The organism is Hahella sp. CR1 (genome assembly GCF_029813005.1).
Taxonomy (GTDB): Bacteria; Pseudomonadota; Gammaproteobacteria; order Pseudomonadales; family Oleiphilaceae; genus Hahella.
Genome location: NZ_JAPELK010000012.1, coordinates 189,366 through 208,615, shown reverse-complemented (window position 1 = coordinate 208,615; position 19,250 = coordinate 189,366). Strand labels below are relative to the sequence as shown.

Below are 19,250 nucleotides of genomic sequence, written 5' to 3'. Positions count from 1 at the left end.
GTTTTACTAAAAAGATTTTCAACTTTTTACCAGAACACCCGGTAAATTAGAACCTATTGTCTTGATAAACGCCACACGCTCTTGGTCATCCAGGTCGCAACCGGGGCGCAGACTGGACCATTCCGGATTGCCCCGCGCCTTGCGCAGCCAGCGCGACCAGTCCCCCGGCAGTTCCGGCGAGCCGCCGTCCGCCAGGGCCATCGGCTGTTGCGACGCATGTCCCCGCTTTTGCAGCGCTTCGAATAAATACTGTTGCCGCAGCCACAATACTTTGAGGGTGGATTCGTCCACGCACAACTTGCGTTGTTTACGTATCGCCGCGGTCAAATCTTCGCGATAACGGCGTCCCGTCTGCCACACCACTCCCGCCAGGGCGCCCAGCGCCGCCGCGGCGCCCAAGGTGACGCCGCCAGCCATCAGGTCCACGCCGACGCCCACCGCCGCGCCGGCGGCCGCGCCGCTGCCGGCCTCCACGCCCATCCGCTTCATATTGTCCGGATCAAACAAATCCAGCTCCCATTCGCCATCGCGAACCGGCAAGGCGGCGACAGTCACGTCCTCGTCAGCGAAGCGAAAAATCTGCAGCAAATCGGCGACGCAGTCCGACTCCGCCTTACGCACCTGCTCCTGCATCCGTTCCGCCGCCGTCTGAATTTCCGCTTCCTCGTTCGCCGTCATCAGACGAAAACTGGCCACGTCCGTCCACAAAGCGGCGATGCGCTGCGCGGCGCTGTCCATCTGGGACTCCCACTGTTTCTGACGCTCTTCGATTAGCTGTTGCAGATCGTCATAGCGGGCGGCCATCAACGCCTGCATCTTCTGATAGAGACGCTTCTCGTCCTCAAAATTGAAAGCGACCGTGTCGAACTCCACCTGGGCATGCAGGTTCAACGCCGCCAGTTGCTCACGCCACTGCGCCAGATTGGAGCGCGGCGCAGCGATAAAGTTCAGCACGGGAATCACCGGACGCGCCGCAAAGCTCAGCACTTTCAGTTCGTCCCGGTATTTACCCAGCACCGGCTCGCGGACATCCACGACATAAAAAATCAGTTCATCCTGCAATAGCTGCCGAATCACCTTGGCTTCTTGTGAAAACTGCGGATAGCGATCCAGATCCTGGATAAACGCGCGCAGTCGTCCCAGCCCGTTATCCTGCTCCGGACGCAATTTTTCCAGCGCCTCCAGCAGTTCGATGGAATCCTCCAGCCCCGGCGTATCGAACAGCGTAATGACTGGCGTTTCATTGACCAGAATCTGCCCCGCCTCCACATGTCGGGTGGCGCCCGGATGATTGGAGATAACGCCAAATTTCAGATCGCGCAACAGGGTGCGCATCAGGGAGGTTTTACCTGCGTTGGTGTGGCCGACCACCGCCACGGAAATTGGGTCGCCGCCGATACCGGCGCGGGCTTTAGACGGCGTGGCGTTATCCATGCTTCATCTCCCTTTCGGAATGCGTCCCGATCACCCGGTGCGCCACCCGCTGTGGCTCTATTCCGCATTCCGCGGCCAATTGGTGCCAGTCGCAGATGCGTATGTCACGCCCTTGCTGATCCTGATCGAAATACCCCGCCGTTTCGCACAACTCCAGCCAGGTCAATGATTTACGCCCTTCGGTCAGTTGCGCCAGAAACCGCTTCAAGCCTCGGTCTGGCGAACGTTGCAGCGACACCGCCAGCACCAACGGCGTCTGTTTCAACGCCTGGGCGCGCTGTAGCGCTGCATGCTGGCCTTCCCGATCCAACACATTGCCCAGATTAAACGCCTCAGAAACGCCATCTCCAGCAGCCATATGGGCGCTGTCCAATTCCACCCCGAGCCAGTAGCTCTGAGTCGGTGGGGTTTCCTCCTGCGCCTGTTGAGGCTCGGGGTCCGCCTGAGGACGATCGTCTTCGTCCGCATCCACGACTCCCAGCACCCTTGTGGCCGGAATCAGCTTCTGTTTCAAACGAACGTAATAAGGACGCGCCAGATTCAGGCGAAAAGCGGAGCGCGCACGCCCATACGCGATCCAGGACGCCGCCAGCAACAAAAGACGCGGGATGATTCCATAGGTCAACATGCCGCCCAGCAATAAGCCGGACCATGCCTGACGCGCCGCCTCAGCGTTAGCTGGCGAACCGCCAATACGACTGGCGGCGATTTGCTCCGGCGTCGGCGCAGAGAAGCCAAACCATTGCGGCAAGGCCGCCAGGGCTTGAGTCAGAGTTTGGAAAGAGGATTCGGACAGAATGGTGGTTTCCCAAATAAAGTCATACTGGCGGGCGGCCAGCATCAGCAGAATCATCGTCGATCCGCCCAGCAAATAGGACAGCCACAACGCATGGGACAGCCGGCTGAGATTCCAGCGGCCTACCGCACCGGCGTTCATGACCGCGAACCAGGCCTGCGCCGCAGCGGCGTCCGCACTGTTCTTACCGCCCAGCTTGCTCATCCAGTAGGCCACCGCCCATTCCAGCGTCTGGCCGAGCATGCCTGTTTTAGCCTTGCGCGACGCCAGCGCCATGCCGCCCGCCCACAGCGCCAGCATCAGCGTGTTGACGCCCAACAGCGCCAGCAACAGCCAGAAGAAATTCACACTGCCCTGCTGTGCGCCGTCAAAGGCCTGCCGGGCCGCCAGTGCGCCCAGGCAAAACAACAGCGCCGTTGCGGCAAAGGCGACTTTTTTCGCCGCCTCCGCCGTCTTTTGCAGACGCGCACCCAAAGCAACGCCTTCACCCATTTGCCGGGCCCGGTCCAACACATGTTGCTCCAGCCCCTGACCCGAGGTATGCGCAGGCTCATGCAACGCAAGCGCCGCATACGCCTCGTTTTCCTGAATATGCCGAATCGCTTCAGCCTGCAGCCGGTCGTTGAACTTATCCGGCATAATGCAACCTTACCCTGACGTTATTCGACGCCCCCTGCGACGAATAAGATTCAGCGACGTGTAATTTCAAAGCGGTTCCTCTGGCTCGTGTCAGTCATCAGGCGAGTCCGTCGTCCACGGCTCCCTGTTTGTCATTGTCTTGCGCTATAAAATACCCCGGAGCGGGCGGGCGACGCGCGCTCCGGGTCGGCCAATAATACCTATTCGCTCCTCGCAACGACAAGCTCGGTCGGTAACAGGCCTGTCGCGCCCTTTTATTTCAGGATTATCGCCCCTCCGCTTGCCTTTAAAGTGGGCTATGCTAATTCTAATAGAAAGCAACGCACTGATACGCCCAGGTTTTCAACCAGAGCCGATGCTTGCCATCCCGCATACTTGAAAGCGTGTAGCCGGTACCCAAGATGTTCGCACCCAAGCTCGTTTTGTTGGCGTCTCTGAGTTGTTCACTAGCCTCTTTCGCTTCGCACACCCATGCCGACAAGCTCGCCCCGCAAGAGATCACCTACTACATCGTTGAAGACCTGGCCAGCCCTTTTCAGATCGCCTCCGAAGGCGTCAACAAAGGCGGACTGATCACCGACCTGGTGGAAATCATCTTTCGAGACACACCTTTACAACTCGTTCCCAAACCGCTCCCGGTCAATCGTCTGCACCGCGTTATCAGAGAGGACACGGAGACGGTCTGGCTGGCCTACGACGCCAAGGTATGGAATTCCCTGACTGATGTAGGGGACTTTGTGGAAGAGCCTTTATTTACCGTTAATCATGCGTTGCTGACCTGCAATGATCACCCTAAAAGCATTGCCGGGGAGGCGGATTTACTGGGCATGACCCTGGTCATCCTCGACAATTTCAACTATCCCGAACTGCGCCGCATGGAAGCTCGCAGGGCGCTGACGCTAACAGGCGTGGAGAAATACGAGCAGGGCTTTCGTTTGACCGCCGCCGGGCGCGTTGATGGATTCGTGGAGATGGAAATTCGTCTGCGCTACAACCTGGCGCAAGAGAGCGAACCGCCTTCGGACTGCTATCGTTTCGTCAATATGGACGCGGTGATACCACCCTACGATATCTATCTCAGTTTGAGTAAGCAGGCCAGTCCAGAATTACGGGACATGGTGACGCAGCGGGTCAGGCAAATTAAAGGCAGTGAGGATTATAAGCAGGTTTTCGCCCGTTACACGGACAGGCGCAATAAAGCAGATCAAACAAAGCGGGCGGAAGCAGCTACCGCCGCTCCCTGCCCGCCTGCGTGCCCTACAGTGGCGAATCAGCCTCTGTAGTAGCGATGCTCAACGAAGGTCGCTGATACGACAGTCACCGGCACTTCTTTACCACGCACGATGGCTTTCAGCTCCGTCCCCATGGCGGAGCAGTCAGTGTTGACGTAGCCCATCGCCACCGGCTTCTCAACGCTGGGGCCGTAGCCTCCGCTGGTCACGACGCCAACCACTTGCCCTTCCCCGTTGACGATCTCAACGCCTTCACGCACTGGCGCCCGGCCTTGTGGAGCCAGACCAACGCGCTTGCGGGGAGAACCTTCAGCAAACTCGCTCAGGGTCACATCCGCGCCGGGGAAACCGCCTGCGCGTTCGCCATCGGCGCGACGCGGCTTGGACAGCACCCATTTCAGGTTCGCCGCCACCAGATTGGTGTCCGTGTCCAGGTCATGGCCATACAGACACAGGCCGGCTTCCAGACGCAGAGAATCTCTCGCGCCCAGGCCAATAGCCTCGACGTCCGGGTGCGCCAGTAATTTGCGCGCCAGCGCTTCCGCACGATCCGCAGGCACGGAGATTTCGTAGCCGTCTTCGCCGGTATAACCGGAACGAGTGACGAAACACTCAGCGCCGTCCAAAGTCGCCCAGGCGCCGGTCATGAAAACCAGCTTGGTCAATTCTGGAGCCAGTTCTTCCATCACGCCCGCCGCAGTGGGTCCTTGCAGCGCCAACAGCGCGCGATCTTCCAGCACTTCGATTTCCACCTTGTCGCCAAGGTGCTTGCGCAGATGCGCGATATCCTGTTCTTTACAGGCCGCGTTAACCACCAGGAACAGGTCTTCGCCAGTATTGGTGACCATCAGGTCGTCCAGGATGCCACCTTTGTCATTGGTGAACAGCGTGTAGCGCTGCGCGCCCTTCTCCAGGCCGACGATATCGCCGGGAACCAGGGCTTCCAGCGCTTCCGCCGCGCCAGCGCCTTTCAGACGCACCTGCCCCATGTGGGAGACGTCGAACAGTCCGGCCTTGGTGCGGGTGTGCAAATGCTCTTTGATAATGCCTGCGGGGAATGTCACCGGCATGGCGTAGCCTGCGAATTCAACCATCTTCGCCCCGCACTCCACGTGCAGGTCATACAACGGGGTTTTCGCCATTTCGGCGTTGTTATGACTTTCAGCCATTGCTTCGTCTCCCTAAAGGCGTCACCGGGGACGCCGTTGTTCGCATGAAATTCTGTAGTCGCCGAAGCCGGTCCCGAAGGACCGGCGCATCAGCATTCGATTACGTTCACCGCAAGACCGCCGCGAGCGGTCTCTTTGTATTTGGTCTTCATGTCGGCGCCGGTGGCTTTCATGGTTTTGATGACCTTGTCCAGGGAAACGAAGTGACTTCCATCTCCCCGCAGCGCGATACGCGCGGCGTTGATCGCTTTCACCGAGCCCATGGCGTTGCGCTCAATGCAGGGCACCTGCACCAGTCCGCCAATAGGATCGCAGGTCAGGCCAAGGTTATGCTCCATACCAACCTCTGCGGCGTTCTCCACCTGCTGAGGCGTTCCACCGAGCACTTCCGCCAACGCGCCCGCCGCCATGGAGCAGGCCACGCCCACTTCGCCCTGACATCCGACTTCGGCGCCGGAAATAGATGCGCCTTCTTTGTACAACACGCCAATAGCGGCCGCTGTCAGCAGGAAACGCACGACGCCATCGTCATTGGCGCCGCCCACAAAACGATCATAGTAGTGCAGTACCGCAGGAATGATGCCCGCCGCGCCGTTGGTCGGCGCCGTCACTACTCTGCCGCCCGCGGCGTTTTCTTCATTCACCGCCAGCGCATACAAATTCACCCAGTCGAGAACGTTGAGCGGGTCCTTCATGGCGGACTCCGGCCGTCTGGACAGCGCGCGATGCAGTTCCGCCGCGCGACGCTTCACTTTCAGACCGCCAGGCAAAATGCCCTCTTTACGACAGCCGTTCTCCACGCAATCCTGCATCACCTGCCAGATGCGCAGCAGACCCTTACGCACTTCTTCTTCGCTGCGCCAGGTCTTTTCGTTCTCCATCATAATGCGGCTGATGCTGTAACCGGTGGCGCGACAGTGCTCCAGCAACTGCGCCGCCGTGCGGAAAGCGTATGGCAGCGGCGTGGTGTCGGGGACGATCTTGTCTTCGCCCACCGCGTCCTCGTCCAGAACGAAGCCGCCGCCGACGGAGTAATATGTCCGCGTACGCAAAGCCACCGCGCCGTGATTAAACGCCGTAAAACGCATGCCGTTGGGGTGATAAGGCAAGGTCGCGCGCTTGTTCATCAGCAGATGTTCTTTCTCCACGAAGTCGACTTCGTGCAGACCCAACAGACGAATGCGGCGGCGGGCGCGAATACGTTCGATCTTCGCTTCCACGTCATCCGTATCGACGTCTTCAGGTGTTTCTCCCTCCAGGCCCAGCATCACCGCTTTATCGGAGCCGTGCCCCTTACCGGTGGCGGCCAGAGAGCCAAATAATTCCGCCTTGATAGTGATAACCTGCTCCAGCAGGCTGTCCCGCTGCAATCCCTGCAGGAATTGACGCACCGCCTTCATGGGTCCCACGGTATGGGAGCTGGAAGGACCAATGCCTATTTTGAGCAAATCAAAAACGCTTACAGCCATAAATCATCACTCGCAACGGAGCTGTGAAATTTTGGGAAACCCGCCCGCTAAGCGGACGGAGAGGCCGGAGCGCCTCATAGGGCGGCTCCGGATTTGGCGTTGGCGCGGTAGACAGGGAAATCGCGACAGATGCTCAGCACCTTCTCGCGGACTTTCTCTACAACGCTTTCATCGCCCATATTGTCCAGCACATCGCAAATCCAGTTCGCCAGCTCCACGACTTCTTTCTCTTTGAAGCCGCGAGTGGTGACGCCTGGCGTACCGATACGCAGACCGGAAGTCACGAATGGCGACTGCGGATCGTTCGGCACCGTATTTTTGTTGACGGTAATGTAAGCCCGCCCCAATGCGGCGTCGGCGTCTTTACCGGTTACGCCCTTATCGATCAGATCGATCAGGAACAGGTGGTTGTCCGTGCCGCCGCTGACGACTTTGTAGCCGCGCGCCTTCACAGCGTCCGCCATGGCTCTGGCGTTATTCACGACTTGCTGTTGATAGTCGCGGAACGCAGGTTCCAGGGCTTCCTTGAACGCCACCGCCTTGGCGGCGATCACGTGCATCAGAGGACCGCCCTGAATGCCTGGGAAAATCAAAGACTGCAGTTTTTTCTCAATCTCTGGATTGGACTTCGCCAGAATCAGGCCGCCGCGAGGACCACGCAAGGTTTTATGCGTGGTGGTCGTGGTGACGTCGGCGATTTGCACCGGGCTCGGATACAGACCTGCCGCGACAAGACCAGCGACGTGCGCCATATCAACGATCAGGTACGCGCCAACGCTGTCCGCGATGTCACGGAAACGCTGCCAATCCACGACTCGCGAGTAGGCGGAAAAGCCGGCGATAACCAGTTTAGGCTTGTGTTCTTTCGCCAGACGCTCAACTTGATCGTAGTCGATTTCGCCGGTATCCGGGTTCAGACCGTACTGCACTGCGTTGAAGATTTTACCGGAAAAGTTAGGCTTGGCGCCGTGGGTCAGGTGGCCACCGTGGTCCAGGCTCATGCCCAGAATGGTGTCGCCAGGCTTGGCCAGGGCCAGATACACGCCCGCATTGGCCTGTGATCCAGAATGGGGTTGCACGTTGGCGTAATCAGCGCCGAACAGTTGCTTGGCGCGGTCGATGGCCAGTTGCTCCGCGACATCGACGTGCTCGCAGCCGCCGTAGTAACGCTTGCCGGGATAGCCTTCCGCGTATTTGTTGGTCAAGACGCCGCCTTGCGCTTCCATCACCCGTGGGCTGACGTAGTTTTCGGAGGCGATCAATTCAATGTGTTCTTCCTGACGGCGCTTTTCCGCGTTGATGGCCGCCGACAGCTCGGGATCGTAATCAGCGATCCGCATATCTTCGGTAAACATGGCTCGTGTTCCTCTTTCAGATTCTTATTTTGCGCAGATGAAGCGGGACGCGCGTGCGCCCCGCAGTACTGCTTAGTCCTCGTACTCAGTCATCGGAGGACATGCGCACACCAGGTTACGGTCGCCGTACACGTTGTCGATGCGACCGACCGGGCTCCAGTATTTGTCCGCTTTCAGCGCCTTCAACGGATACACGCCACGCTCGCGGCTGTATGGACGATCCCAGTCGCCCACCAGGTCCGCCGCTGTGTGCGGAGCGTGGTGCAACGGGCTGTGATCCACGTCGTATTCGCCGTTCTCAATTGCGCGGATTTCCTCGCGGATAGCGATCATGGCGTCGCAGAAGCGATCCAGTTCCGCCAGAGACTCACTCTCGGTCGGCTCAATCATCAGCGTGCCTGGAACCGGGAATGACATGGTGGGCGCGTGGAAGCCGAAGTCGATCAAACGCTTGGCGATATCGTCAACGGTCACGCCGCAGCTGTCTTTGAACGGACGTACGTCGATGATGCACTCATGCGCCACGAAACCTTGCGAACCGGTATACAGCACGGGATAGTGCGGCTCCAGACGCTTGGCGATGTAGTTGGCGTTCAGAATCGCCGACTTGGTCGCTTCGGTCAGGCCTTCGCCGCCCATCATGCGGATATAAGTCCAGGAAATAGGCAGAATGCCCGCGCTGCCCCAAGGCGCTGCGGAGATAGGCGCAATCGCTTTGTCCGCTGTCTCGCCCATGGCGCTGTGGCCTGGCAGGAACGGAGCAAGATGCGCCGCGACGCCAATCGGGCCAACACCAGGGCCGCCGCCGCCGTGTGGGATACAGAATGTTTTGTGCAGGTTCAGGTGCGATACGTCGCCGCCGAACTGACCGGGCTTACACAGACCAACCATCGCGTTGAGGTTAGCGCCATCGATGTAAACCTGACCGCCGTGCTGATGCACGATGGAGCACACTTCGCGGATGCCTTCTTCAAATACGCCGTGAGTGGACGGATAGGTCGCCATCAACGCCGCCAGTTTGGCGCTGTGCTGCTCGGCTTTCAAACGCAGATCGTTCAGGTCCACGTTGCCGTTGTCGTCACACTTCACCGCCACGACTTTCATGCCCACCATCTGCGCGGACGCAGGGTTGGTGCCGTGTGCGGAATTGGGGATCAGACAGACGTCACGATCGCCTTCTCCGCGGCTTTGATGATAAGCGCGAATCGCCAGCAGGCCCGCGTATTCGCCCTGTGAACCCGCATTGGGCTGCAGAGAGAACGCAGCGTAGCCGGTTGCGGCGCTGAGCATACGCTCCAGATCAGCGATCAGGGCGCGATAGCCTTCCGTTTGATCCAGCGGCGCGAAGGGGTGAATCGCGCAGAAGCCATCCCAGCTCACCGGAGTCATTTCCGTGGTGGCGTTCAGCTTCATGGTGCAGGAGCCCAGCGGGATCATGGTGCGGTCAAGCGCCAGATCTTTATCCGACAGACGACGCAGATAACGCAGCATTTCCGTTTCGGAGTGATAACGGTTGAATACAGTATGCGTCATGAATGCGCTTTGACGGCGCAGCTCGGCGGGAATCGCATCCTTGGCGGAAGCGTCCAGCGTCGCGATATCCGCAACCGGCTTGCCGGAAGCGAATACGTGTAAAAGTGCGGCGACATCTTCGCGGGTAGTTGTTTCGTCCAGTGAAACGCCCAGGGTTTTATCATCGATGCGCCGCAGGTTGATCTTCTGCTGCAGAGCGGCTTGATAGACCGCGTCTGTATCGCCGCCAGTGGCGACGGACACAGTGTCAAAGAAATGCGCCGTGTTGACGGTGCGTCCCGCCTGCTTCAGGCCTTCCGCCAGAATAGTGGTCAGGCGATGCACGCGACGGGCGATGCGCTTGAGACCTTCTGGACCGTGGTAAGCGCCGTACATAGAAGCGGTAATCGCCAGCAGCGCCTGCGCGGTGCAGATGTTCGAGGTCGCGTTCTGACGACGAATGTGCTGCTCACGGGTTTGCAGCGCCAGGCGGTAGGCTTTGTCGCCATTGGCGTCTACGGAAACGCCCACCAGACGGCCAGGCAGAGAACGCTTGTACTCGTCTTTAGTGGCGATGTAAGCCGCGTGGGGACCGCCGAAGAACAAGGGCACGCCGAAACGCTGGCTGTTGCCGATAGCGATATCCGCGCCCAGTTCACCCGGAGGCGTCAACAGGGTCAGAGAAAGAATATCCGCCGCCATGATCGCCAACGCATTGGCTTCGTGAGCGGTTTTGATCAGTTCGCGGTAATCGCGGACATCGCCGTTAACGCCCGGATATTGCAACAGAACAGCGAAGTAATCATGGTTTTGCAGGTCTTTCTGCGGATCGCCGACAACCACTTCAATGCCCAGAGGCTCAGCGCGGCCTTTAACCACTTCGATCGTCTGCGGCAGACAGTCATCCGCAACAAAGAACACATTGCTCTTGTTCTTGGCGTTGACGCGACGACACATGGTCATGGCTTCCGCCGCCGCGGTGCCTTCATCCAACAGAGAGGCGTTGGCCATTTCCATACCGGTGAGGTCGCCGATCATGGTTTGGAAGTTCAACAGCGCTTCCAGACGGCCTTGGGAGATTTCCGGCTGGTACGGCGTATAAGCAGTGTACCAGGCGGGGTTTTCCAATACGTTACGGAGGATGACCGTCGGTGTCAGGGTATTGTAGTAACCCATGCCGATGTAGGTTTTGAAAACTTTGTTACGTTCAGCGAAGGCTTTCAGCTCCGCCAGCGCCTGTGCTTCGGTGCAAGGGCCGTCGAGGTCGAGACCTTCCTGGATGCGGATGGTTTCAGGAACGGTTTTGCTGATCAGCGTTTCCATGTCGGCCACGCCCAGCGCGTTCAACATGGCGGTCTTTTCCGCTTCATCCGGGCCGATGTGGCGACCGATGAAAGCGTCCCGCTGCTCCAGATCAGCCAGAGTTTCGCGTGTATCGCTCATGATCTTACTCTCCTGTCAGCGCCTTATAAGCCGCGTCATCCATCAGCGACTCAACTTCAGAAGCATTGGATAGAGAGATTTTGTAAATCCAACCTTCTCCTGTGGGGTCTTCGTTCACTTTCCCAGGTTCGTCGCTCAGCGCTTCGTTCACGGCGACTACGACGCCGCTGACGGGGCTCTTGATATCGCTGGCGGTTTTCACCGACTCCACTACGCCGATATCTTCGCCCTGGCTGACTTCACGGCCCACTTCGGGCAGCTCAACGAACACCAGATCGCCCAGTTGCGCCTGTGCGTAATCTGTAATGCCCACAACACCGACTTCATCGGACTCCATGGACAACCACTCGTGATCTTCGGTGAATTTCAGACCGCTCATACGTAACATACTCCTCAATTGGAACCGGTTGGAATAAATTATCCTTCTGAGCCCGCCTCAGGACGTATCGACAGAGAGAGACGCCGCCGAAACAGGACTACAGCGATATCGTTTTTATATAGCTGAACCATAACTCCGGGCTATTGATTTGTGAAATTAATAGTTAAAATGCATTTATTTAAAATATTTATGGTAACGCTGTGAATTATCTCCCTACCGATCTCCTGCAAACCTTTGTCGCCGTAGCGGATTATGGCGGTTTTACTCAGGCTGGCGACGCGTTGGGACGCTCCCAACCAGCAATCAGTCTGCAGATCCGGCGACTGGAGGAGTTAGTAGGCACCACCCTGCTGGTGCGCAACAACAAGGCGCTGGCTCCCACGCCGGAGGGGCTGATTCTGTTGCAGTACGCCCGCGACATCCTCGCTCTTAATAAAGAAGCCATGATCAAACTGTCGCAGCCGGAGCTGGCCGGCTGCCTGCGCCTGGGAATTCCCAACGAATTCGCCAGTTCGTTGCCGGAGGTGCTTGGCAAGTTTTCCCAGGCGCACCCTAACGTCACGCTGGAGGTCACCTGCGACCTCAGTTCCAATCTGGTGGAGCGTTATCGCTCTAAAGAGCTGGACCTGGTGTTCGCCCTGCATACCAGCCTGCGCACTATCTCTCCGGAAGAAGGCTGGATGGAGGATCTGGTGTGGGCCACCAGCATTCATCACACCTGCCATACCCGTCATCCTGTGCCGTTGATCGTCGCGCCGCGGGGCTGCGTTTACCGCCATCGCATTATTGAAGCCCTGGACTCCATGAGCATTCCCTGGCGCATTGTTTACACTTGCGCCAGTTTCAGCGGCATACGCGCAGGCGTACTGGCGGGACTGGGGGTAACGGTCCTGGGCAAAAGCATCGTGCCTGAAGGATTGCGCGTGGTGGAGAGCAGCGACTATCTGCCCGCCTTGCCGGGCGTGCAAATGCGTCTTCTATATAATCGGGAACAGACTTCACCCGCCGTGGCCGGCTTCGTACAGTTTATTTCCCGCACTGCGCCGGTGGCGGGCGACGGCTTGAGTCTGGATGGCCTGCGCGCAGGCTAATCCAAGAAACAAAAATTTATTGACGGAATCTGATCAAAAAACGCGCTACTTGTTTTTAACGCCTCTTCATAGGCGCTTTATCGGCGAAAGCCTTGCAATCAAGTCATTTGTAGCGATGGCGGGAGGACGACGATGTTTCGTTCATGCACGATTCTTCTGACACTACTGATTTCAGTCACGGCAATGGCGGAGGGGGTGATCGTGAATCGCGCGCCCCTCGACGCCCAAGTGGCCAACCACTTCGCGCAGCAAGGGATTCGTCTGCAACCGGGCCAATACTGGTACGACGCGCACACCGGCGCCTGGGGCTTTGAAGGCGGCCCAACTGTCGGCGTCACCTATCCTGGACTTCCCATCTCCGCTCCCCTGCCCGCGGATATCTCCGGCGGCGGCACCAGCATTTTTATCAACGGTCGGGAAATACACCCCAGCGAAGCCATGGCTCTGAGAAACTATTTCGGCCAGGCGATTCCCGGGCGTTACTGGCTCAACGCCGCAGGCGTCGGCGGTTATGAAGGCGGGCCGGCGCTATTTAATCTGGCGCCGATGTTCAGCAACCGGGGCGGCGGCAGTCGCGGCCTGGGTCACAGTGGCCGTGGCGGTTCGGTAATCAGCGACGGAACCACCTCGGGGTTTATTTCATCCGACCCCAGCCATGGAATCAGCGTCACCTGCGGCCCTGACGGGGGCTGTATCTACTGAGCATTAAAGCGGAGTCATCCGCTAATCCGACGCCGCCGGCTTCCTGACCACTGTCAGCGACGCCGGCGGAATGACAGGCAAACCCTCCCCTTTTAACAGCTTTGCAAACGCCGCTTTGGGCAGAGGTTTGCTGAGCAGAAAACCCTGCACCTCATCGCAGTCGCGCTCCTGCAAAAAACGCAACTGCTCCACATTCTCCACGCCTTCGGCCACCACTTTGAGGCCCAGCGCCCGGCCTAGCAGAATAATGCCGCTGGCTAAAGCTTGATTATTGGGGTCTTCCGGTAAGTCGCGAATAAACATGCGGTCGATTTTGAGCGTATCTATCGGCATCCGCTTGAGCCGGCTGAGAGAGGAATATCCCGTACCGAAGTCATCAATGGCCACGCTCAGGCCCAGCGACCGCACCTGTCTGAGCACCTCCACGCTGCGTTCCTCATACTGTAGAGCGCCTTCCGTCACTTCCAGCTCCAGATCCAGGTCGGACGGCTCCAGCCCCCAGCGTTGCAATGCATGTTCGATGCGCCCTTTGACATCGTAATGCTCTAACTGTTTGCCTGAAACATTAAAAGCGATACGTGGCAACTTCAGCCCCTCTTTCAACCAGCCCGCCACATCCCGACACAGCTGGTTGATCACCCACCTGCCAATGGGGTCGATCAGAGCGCTGTCTTCCGCAATATTGATGAAACAGTAGGGGGTTATCAGTCCCCGCGTTGGGTGCCGCCAGCGCAGTAGCGTCTCCGCTCCCACCAGCTTGCCGCTGGCCAGATTGAATTGCGGCTGGTAGTAGAGTTCAAACTCATTGCGCTCCAGAGCTTGCCGCATCTCACTGCTCAGGGTCAGGTGTTCAATTGCCCTTTCCGTCAGCTCGCTGGTGTAAAACTCAAACGTATTACGATGCAGCTCTTTGGCCCGATACATGGCCGCATCCGCCGCCCGCGCCAGATTCTGCGCGCTGTCCGCGTCATGGGGAAAAATGGCGATGCCGATACTGGCGGAGCAGACAATTTCATGGCCGCCGATGTGAATGGGCTGACGAATGGTTTCGATCAGCTTGCCAGCCATAGCGGCGGCGTCCTCGGTGTTGGACAGCTCTTCCAGACTGATGGTGAACTCATCTCCCCCCAGGCGCGCCACCATATCTTCCCCCCGCACGGCTTCAGACAAGCGTCGCGCCACGGTTTTCAGCAGGATATCGCCAGCTTCATGCCCCATGGTGTCGTTGATAATCTTGAAGCGATCCAGGTCGATAAACATCAACGCCACTTCCATACGCCGCCGCTTGGCCCGCTCCAAAGAAATTTCAAGACTATTGAAGAACAGCAGCCGATTGGGCAACCCGGTCAGCGAATCATGGTTGGCGAGATGGCGCAGTTGCTTTTCCTTCTCTTTGATCACGCTGATGTCGGAGAACACCGACACATAGTTGGCGATTTTACCGTTTCTATCGTAGACCACATTGATGTTCTGCCAGGCGGGATAGATCTCGCCATTACGTCGCTTGTTCTCGATCTCGCCCTGCCAGTGGCCGTGCTCGGTGATGGAACGCCACAGGGATTGGTAAAAGGTTTTGTCATGGCGGCCGGATTGTTGCAGGCGGGGGTTGCGTCCGTAGACATCTTCCAGGGTGTAGCCGGTAATCTCGGTGAAGGCGTTGTTCACCGCCACGATATTGCGCGCGTCGTCTGTGATAATGACCGCTTCGCGGATGGCGTCGAACACCACCGCCGCCTGCTGCAGCTCCTTCTCGTGGCGACGACGTTCCGTGTAATCCACCAATATGCAGCGGCTGCCGCGAAACTCGCCGTCCTCGCTTTGCAACGCCGTGCTGCTCAGCAATACGCAGAATAATCGGCCGTCTTTGCAGCGAACATTCAACTCCAGATTGCTCAGCGTGCCGCCTTTCTTCAGTTGCCCCAGCTTATCCCAGCATAACTGCACGCAGTCTTCCGACAGCAGATCGCAAAACATGACTTTGCCGACCAGCTCATTGCGTGAATAGCCCAGCCAGCGTAGCGCCGTCTCGTTGATGTCCACGATCAGCCCTTGAGGGTCCAGCGAGTGATAGCCACATGGCGCATTGTTATAGAGGTCGTAAATCAGGTGCGCATATTCATTCTTGCGATTTTCATCGCGCTTACGCTCAGTGATGTCCTGAATGGTTCCGTGCATTTGCACGGGGTGTCCCTGAGCGTCAAAAATCACCTCGCCCGCCCCGCACATGATGCGCTCCTCGCCTCCGGGCCAGATGACTCGATGTTCGATGGCATACACCTGCTTATTCTCCAACGCTTCGTCCACGAGCTTGACCACGCGCGCCCTGTCATCTGGATGCACGCACTCCAGGAACTTTTCATAGGAGGCCTTGTTGTTGTGGAGCGACAGGCCCAGATTGCGATAGACCTGATCCGACCAATACACCTCGTTGCATTTTAGATCCCAAAGCCAGTTGCCCAGCCGGGCGATTTGCTGCGCTTTATCCAGGTTGTTGCGGCTCTCGCGCAATGCCTCATTGCGGGCCTCATTGGAAGTGAGTATCCAGGCCACCACGGCGCCGATCAGAACGACACAGGCGATCAGGAGATACAACATGGCGCTTTGTAGTGACAGTTCCGCTTTCTGCGCAGCGGGCAAGGTCTCCATAAGCTGGTAGTCCGCCCATAAGAAAACAGTAGAGAGCAGGCCAGCGCCAAGCAAGGAGAAGACGAGTAAACGCCGGAGGTAAGAACGAATATGACTTTTGAGGTGTATCAAACGCACGCTATAACGTCTTCCCTGGTTTTCGCATGTCCGCCGGTGGCGGCTTTGTTGTTTTTTTATAAAGGAAACTAGCACAAGACCGCGATTTTGCCTTACTGGGACGCAATAAAAGCCAAATGAATTGATGACTGTCAAACCGATAGAAAATTTACCCCGTCGCCATGGAAATTGGCGACATTTCAACCAGACTATCTTCAGAAATACTCACGGAAACCATGATTCGCCAATAGCTCAGGGATATGGCTTACCCACGCCGACTCATAAGGAAACGCCGTCATGAATAAGTCTCTCTTCGCGCCAATTAAACCTCTTGTCGCCACCTTGCTGGTCAGTCTGACCGCTTCCGCCTCCGGCCACGGCTTCTTTGGCGCAAGCGCTTCCGATAGCGATTGTGAAGACTGCGCCGGCGGCGGTCAGGGCATGATGAGGAGCGGGCATATGATGGGAAGCGGCGGCATGTTCACAAGCGACGACTGGAGCGCATCCAACTGGAGCGGCTACGGTCGCCATTCCATGATGGGGTCTGATCACAGGTTCGGTCACGGGTACATGATGGGCGATGGCTTTATGATGGGCGGCATGATGGATTTAAGTTCGCCAAGAATGGCTGGTCTACTGGGGCTGGATGATAAGCAGCGCAACAAGATTGAAGAAATTCAAAAGCAGTTGGGCGAACAGCAGTGGACTCATTTTCAGGAGATGTACAAACAACACGCCGCCATGCAGAGCCTGTTCAACAAAGACGAAATGGATGACAAAGCCATTCTGGAAGCACATCGCGCCATGGCGGACGCCCATCTCAAGATGCTGGAAATTCAATTGCAGGCGCGCAGAAAAATGCAGGAAGCGCTCACCGAAGAACAACGGGAGCGTGTGCGTCAGATTCAGGATTATGACTGGGGGATGCAGTAACGTCTTCTAGTCTAAGGCGACGGGTCAGTTCAACGCCGCCGCCTCTTTGACGCTGCGCTTATCCAGAGACGCATTGAGCTTGTCCTCACGCCCGCTCTCCCTCAGCACCGATTGGCGGTTGCGACGCAACAGACCGGTCACCTCTTCCTGCTGATCCCGGGTAAAGGAACTCCACTCCGGCCACTGCTCCGGCGCCCACAGGAACTGGTTGTAATCCGGCAACCAGCCCGACATCAATTGCGCCCGTAAAATTTCAAATAACTTGGCGGGGTTTTCGTACACAAACCATTCCGGTATATCCATGGCTTCGACAATCTTATAGGACACGGATTGCTTGAGTTCATCATGCAGATACTGTGGCGATTTCTGCCCGATGATATGCCGCAAATAGCAGGCGATCAGGTAGGGAAAGCGGTTTTCAGAATCGATTGAGGTTTTATTATTGCCCAGCTTGGGATAATAGCGGTCCAGCTCCTCCAGCGCTTCCTCGTTCCGTCCCAGCTTGATGAGCGTGGCGGCCACCGGCAGCGCGTAGGAGCGATTCCCCGGTTGTTGGCTACGCCGTTGCTGAAATACAGACAACGCCGCCTCATAGTCCCGGTTGATAGAGTACTGCAGGCCGCGCGCGTAGAGATAGTTGGCGCCGCTGCGCATGCCCGGCGGCACCTGAATCAGTAATTCCTGCGCTTTCTTCATATCCCCGAGCGCCATCCACAGAATCGCCTCGGTTACCTTATTGTTGGGTTGCCGCCCGATCACATGGGGATACATGCGCGACCAGTTGAAGTAATCCGTCGCCGTGTCCACTGTAATTGGCAGGAATTCCAGTTGATCCAAGGGCCGGTACAGGTAATCCGGCTCCAGCGCCAGGGCGCGTTGATAAGTATCGCGTGCCTGCTCCAGACGCCCCATACGCAGCAGAGTATAGGCTTTCCCCCGATTGATGCCGCCGGAAAAGGGCTCCAGCTCTAACGCCTGCTCATACATGGCCAGAGACTGAATATAGCGCCCCTGGGAGCGCAGCAACTGCCCGTACCATAGGTAGCCAGGCGTGTAATTCGGCGCCATCTCCATGGCTTTTTTATAGAAGCCCTCCGCCTCACTCTCTCTGCCCTGCTCCGAAAACTGCAAAGCGCGGGATGCATAGGCCTGTGGCATGCCTGGGTCCAATGCGAAGGCCCGGTCCAGCAGAGGCGCGCACTTTTCCGACACCGTACTGGCGGGCAGATCCGAATAAACGCTCAGGAAATGGTAACTGTCGCACAGGGCGACGTAGGCTGGCGCGAACTGTCCGTCGAGGCTGATCGCCTGAGAGAAATTCTGTAGCGCGCGCTGCAGCGAGAGCACGTCGCGCTGGGACCAATAGTGACGTCCCTGCAAGTAATAATCGTAAGCTTCCGGGTCCGGCTCGCGGCGGTCACTGAACTCGTCACTGGGCGCGTTGAGTTGAGACAACAATGTCTCCGTCAGATCCTGGTGAAATGCATACAGCTTACTGACGTCGCCTTCAATGAGGCCGCTCCACTGGGAGTCTCTGCCCGCCAGATCGGTAATATTGAGAATCAGCCTCAAGCTGGAGCCGGTGACCTGCAAACTGCCGCTGACCGCACTGCCCCGATCAGGCCGCGACCAGGGCGCCGTCTCGCTGAACACCACCCGCGCGCCATGCAGGGTAACCAGTCGCGAACGAATAGCGTCCGTGACGCTGGTGGCCAGATACGCGCTATCGCGATGGTGGGAGGCGTCCACCAATTGAATCGGATAAACAATGATTTGGCTGGGAGCATGGGGTTTGGGATAAAAAACGCCGAACCCTAATGCGAACACCAAGGCGAGCGCGCCGACACTGATCCCCCACTTACACAAACCGCGCCGACGGCCCTGGGCTTCAGAGTGGGGACACAGACCGTCCACATCCGGCTGCGACATTTGCGCCACGATACGATAAGTAGAGCCGTCTCGTTCTATGTAACGACGCGGTCTGCCATTATCTCCGAACGCTTTGCGTAATTGAGAAATAATCTGATCGACGGAAGCATCCGGCTGCGCGGACGACGGCCAGATTTTTTCCTGCAGTTGCGCCTCCCCCAGCGCCCGGCCCTGCGCTTCCACCAACGCAAGTAGAGCCGCCATCGCTTTAGGAGTAAGAGAAATTTCACAATCCTGGTCAGCCAGTTTGTTGGCTTCCGGGTCGACCCACCAGTCTCCGATTTTAAAGGGTCTAAGGGGGTGAATCTGGCGTCTGATCATCCTTCTCTGCCCATCAAGTCCTTGTTAGGTGTTGTCCTGTGTCCTGAAAATCGGGGGCTACGGCATTATGGGGAATTCCAATAGCGCTAGAAAGCGTATTTCCT

At 57.7% G+C, this 19,250-nt stretch carries 13 protein-coding genes; 4 read left to right on the top strand and 9 right to left on the bottom strand.

The genetic code is table 11. The annotated features are described in order from the left end of the window. Positions 1-18: 18 nt before the first annotated feature. Together ONV78_RS25260 and ONV78_RS25255 are read right to left on the bottom strand one after the other, a co-directional pair. Entirely contained in the window at positions 19-1,434 is a 1,416-nt protein-coding gene (locus ONV78_RS25260) for a GTPase/DUF3482 domain-containing protein (protein WP_279507201.1), read from the bottom strand. After that, positions 1,427-2,869 (bottom strand): DUF2868 domain-containing protein, encoded by a 1,443-nt coding sequence (locus tag ONV78_RS25255; RefSeq protein ID WP_279507200.1) that lies wholly within the window; start codon positions 2,867-2,869, stop codon positions 1,427-1,429. The genes ONV78_RS25260 and ONV78_RS25255 overlap by 8 nt, the downstream gene beginning before the upstream one ends. 401 nt (positions 2,870-3,270) lie before the next feature. On the opposite strand from ONV78_RS25255, the gene ONV78_RS25250 reads away from it, so the two are divergent. Continuing rightward, complete coding sequence (locus tag ONV78_RS25250; RefSeq protein WP_279507199.1) at positions 3,271-4,152, top strand: transporter substrate-binding domain-containing protein; 882 nt, start codon at positions 3,271-3,273, stop codon at positions 4,150-4,152. Here ONV78_RS25250 and gcvT read toward each other — a convergent pair. The 5 genes from gcvT to gcvH form a co-directional block, all read right to left on the bottom strand. Next, positions 4,140-5,270 carry a glycine cleavage system aminomethyltransferase GcvT gene (gene gcvT, locus ONV78_RS25245; protein WP_279507198.1) on the bottom strand — a complete coding sequence of 377 codons (1,131 nt, stop codon included), beginning with the start codon at positions 5,268-5,270 and terminating at the stop codon, positions 4,140-4,142. The genes ONV78_RS25250 and gcvT overlap by 13 nt on opposite strands. A gap of 89 nt (positions 5,271-5,359) precedes the next feature. Beyond that, positions 5,360-6,739, bottom strand: a complete 1,380-nt coding sequence (locus ONV78_RS25240) for an L-serine ammonia-lyase (protein ID WP_279507197.1) — start codon at positions 6,737-6,739, stop codon at positions 5,360-5,362. A gap of 74 nt (positions 6,740-6,813) precedes the next feature. Then, positions 6,814-8,094, bottom strand: coding sequence for a serine hydroxymethyltransferase (gene glyA, locus ONV78_RS25235; RefSeq protein ID WP_279507196.1), 1,281 nt, complete (start codon positions 8,092-8,094; stop codon positions 6,814-6,816). A gap of 72 nt (positions 8,095-8,166) precedes the next feature. Next, positions 8,167-11,049, bottom strand: a complete 2,883-nt coding sequence (gene gcvP / locus ONV78_RS25230) for an aminomethyl-transferring glycine dehydrogenase (protein WP_279507195.1) — start codon at positions 11,047-11,049, stop codon at positions 8,167-8,169. Between the two features lie 4 nt (positions 11,050-11,053). Beyond that, positions 11,054-11,428 (bottom strand): glycine cleavage system protein GcvH, encoded by a 375-nt coding sequence (gcvH, locus tag ONV78_RS25225; protein WP_347815430.1) that lies wholly within the window; start codon positions 11,426-11,428, stop codon positions 11,054-11,056. Positions 11,429-11,628: 200 nt separating this feature from the next. On the opposite strand from gcvH, the gene ONV78_RS25220 reads away from it, so the two are divergent. Both ONV78_RS25220 and ONV78_RS25215 read left to right on the top strand, forming a co-directional pair. Then, a complete protein-coding gene (locus ONV78_RS25220) occupies positions 11,629-12,519 on the top strand; it encodes a LysR substrate-binding domain-containing protein (RefSeq protein WP_279507194.1) in 891 nt (296 codons plus the stop codon). Between the two features lie 132 nt (positions 12,520-12,651). Then, entirely contained in the window at positions 12,652-13,221 is a 570-nt protein-coding gene (locus tag ONV78_RS25215; RefSeq protein ID WP_279507193.1) for a hypothetical protein, read from the top strand. A gap of 21 nt (positions 13,222-13,242) precedes the next feature. On the opposite strand, the gene ONV78_RS25210 is transcribed toward ONV78_RS25215, so the two are convergent. Beyond that, positions 13,243-15,867 (bottom strand): EAL domain-containing protein, encoded by a 2,625-nt coding sequence (locus ONV78_RS25210; RefSeq protein WP_279507192.1) that lies wholly within the window; start codon positions 15,865-15,867, stop codon positions 13,243-13,245. A 393-nt stretch (positions 15,868-16,260) separates the two neighbouring features. Here ONV78_RS25210 and ONV78_RS25205 point away from each other — a divergent pair, with 393 nt between their 5' ends. Next, on the top strand, positions 16,261-16,896 hold the full coding sequence (locus ONV78_RS25205; protein ID WP_279507191.1) for a Spy/CpxP family protein refolding chaperone: 636 nt from the start codon (positions 16,261-16,263) through the stop codon (positions 16,894-16,896). 24 nt (positions 16,897-16,920) lie between these two features. Here ONV78_RS25205 and ONV78_RS25200 read toward each other — a convergent pair whose 3' ends face one another. After that, positions 16,921-19,146, bottom strand: a complete 2,226-nt coding sequence (locus ONV78_RS25200) for a tetratricopeptide repeat protein (RefSeq protein WP_279507190.1) — start codon at positions 19,144-19,146, stop codon at positions 16,921-16,923. Between the last annotated feature and the right edge of the window lie 104 nt (positions 19,147-19,250).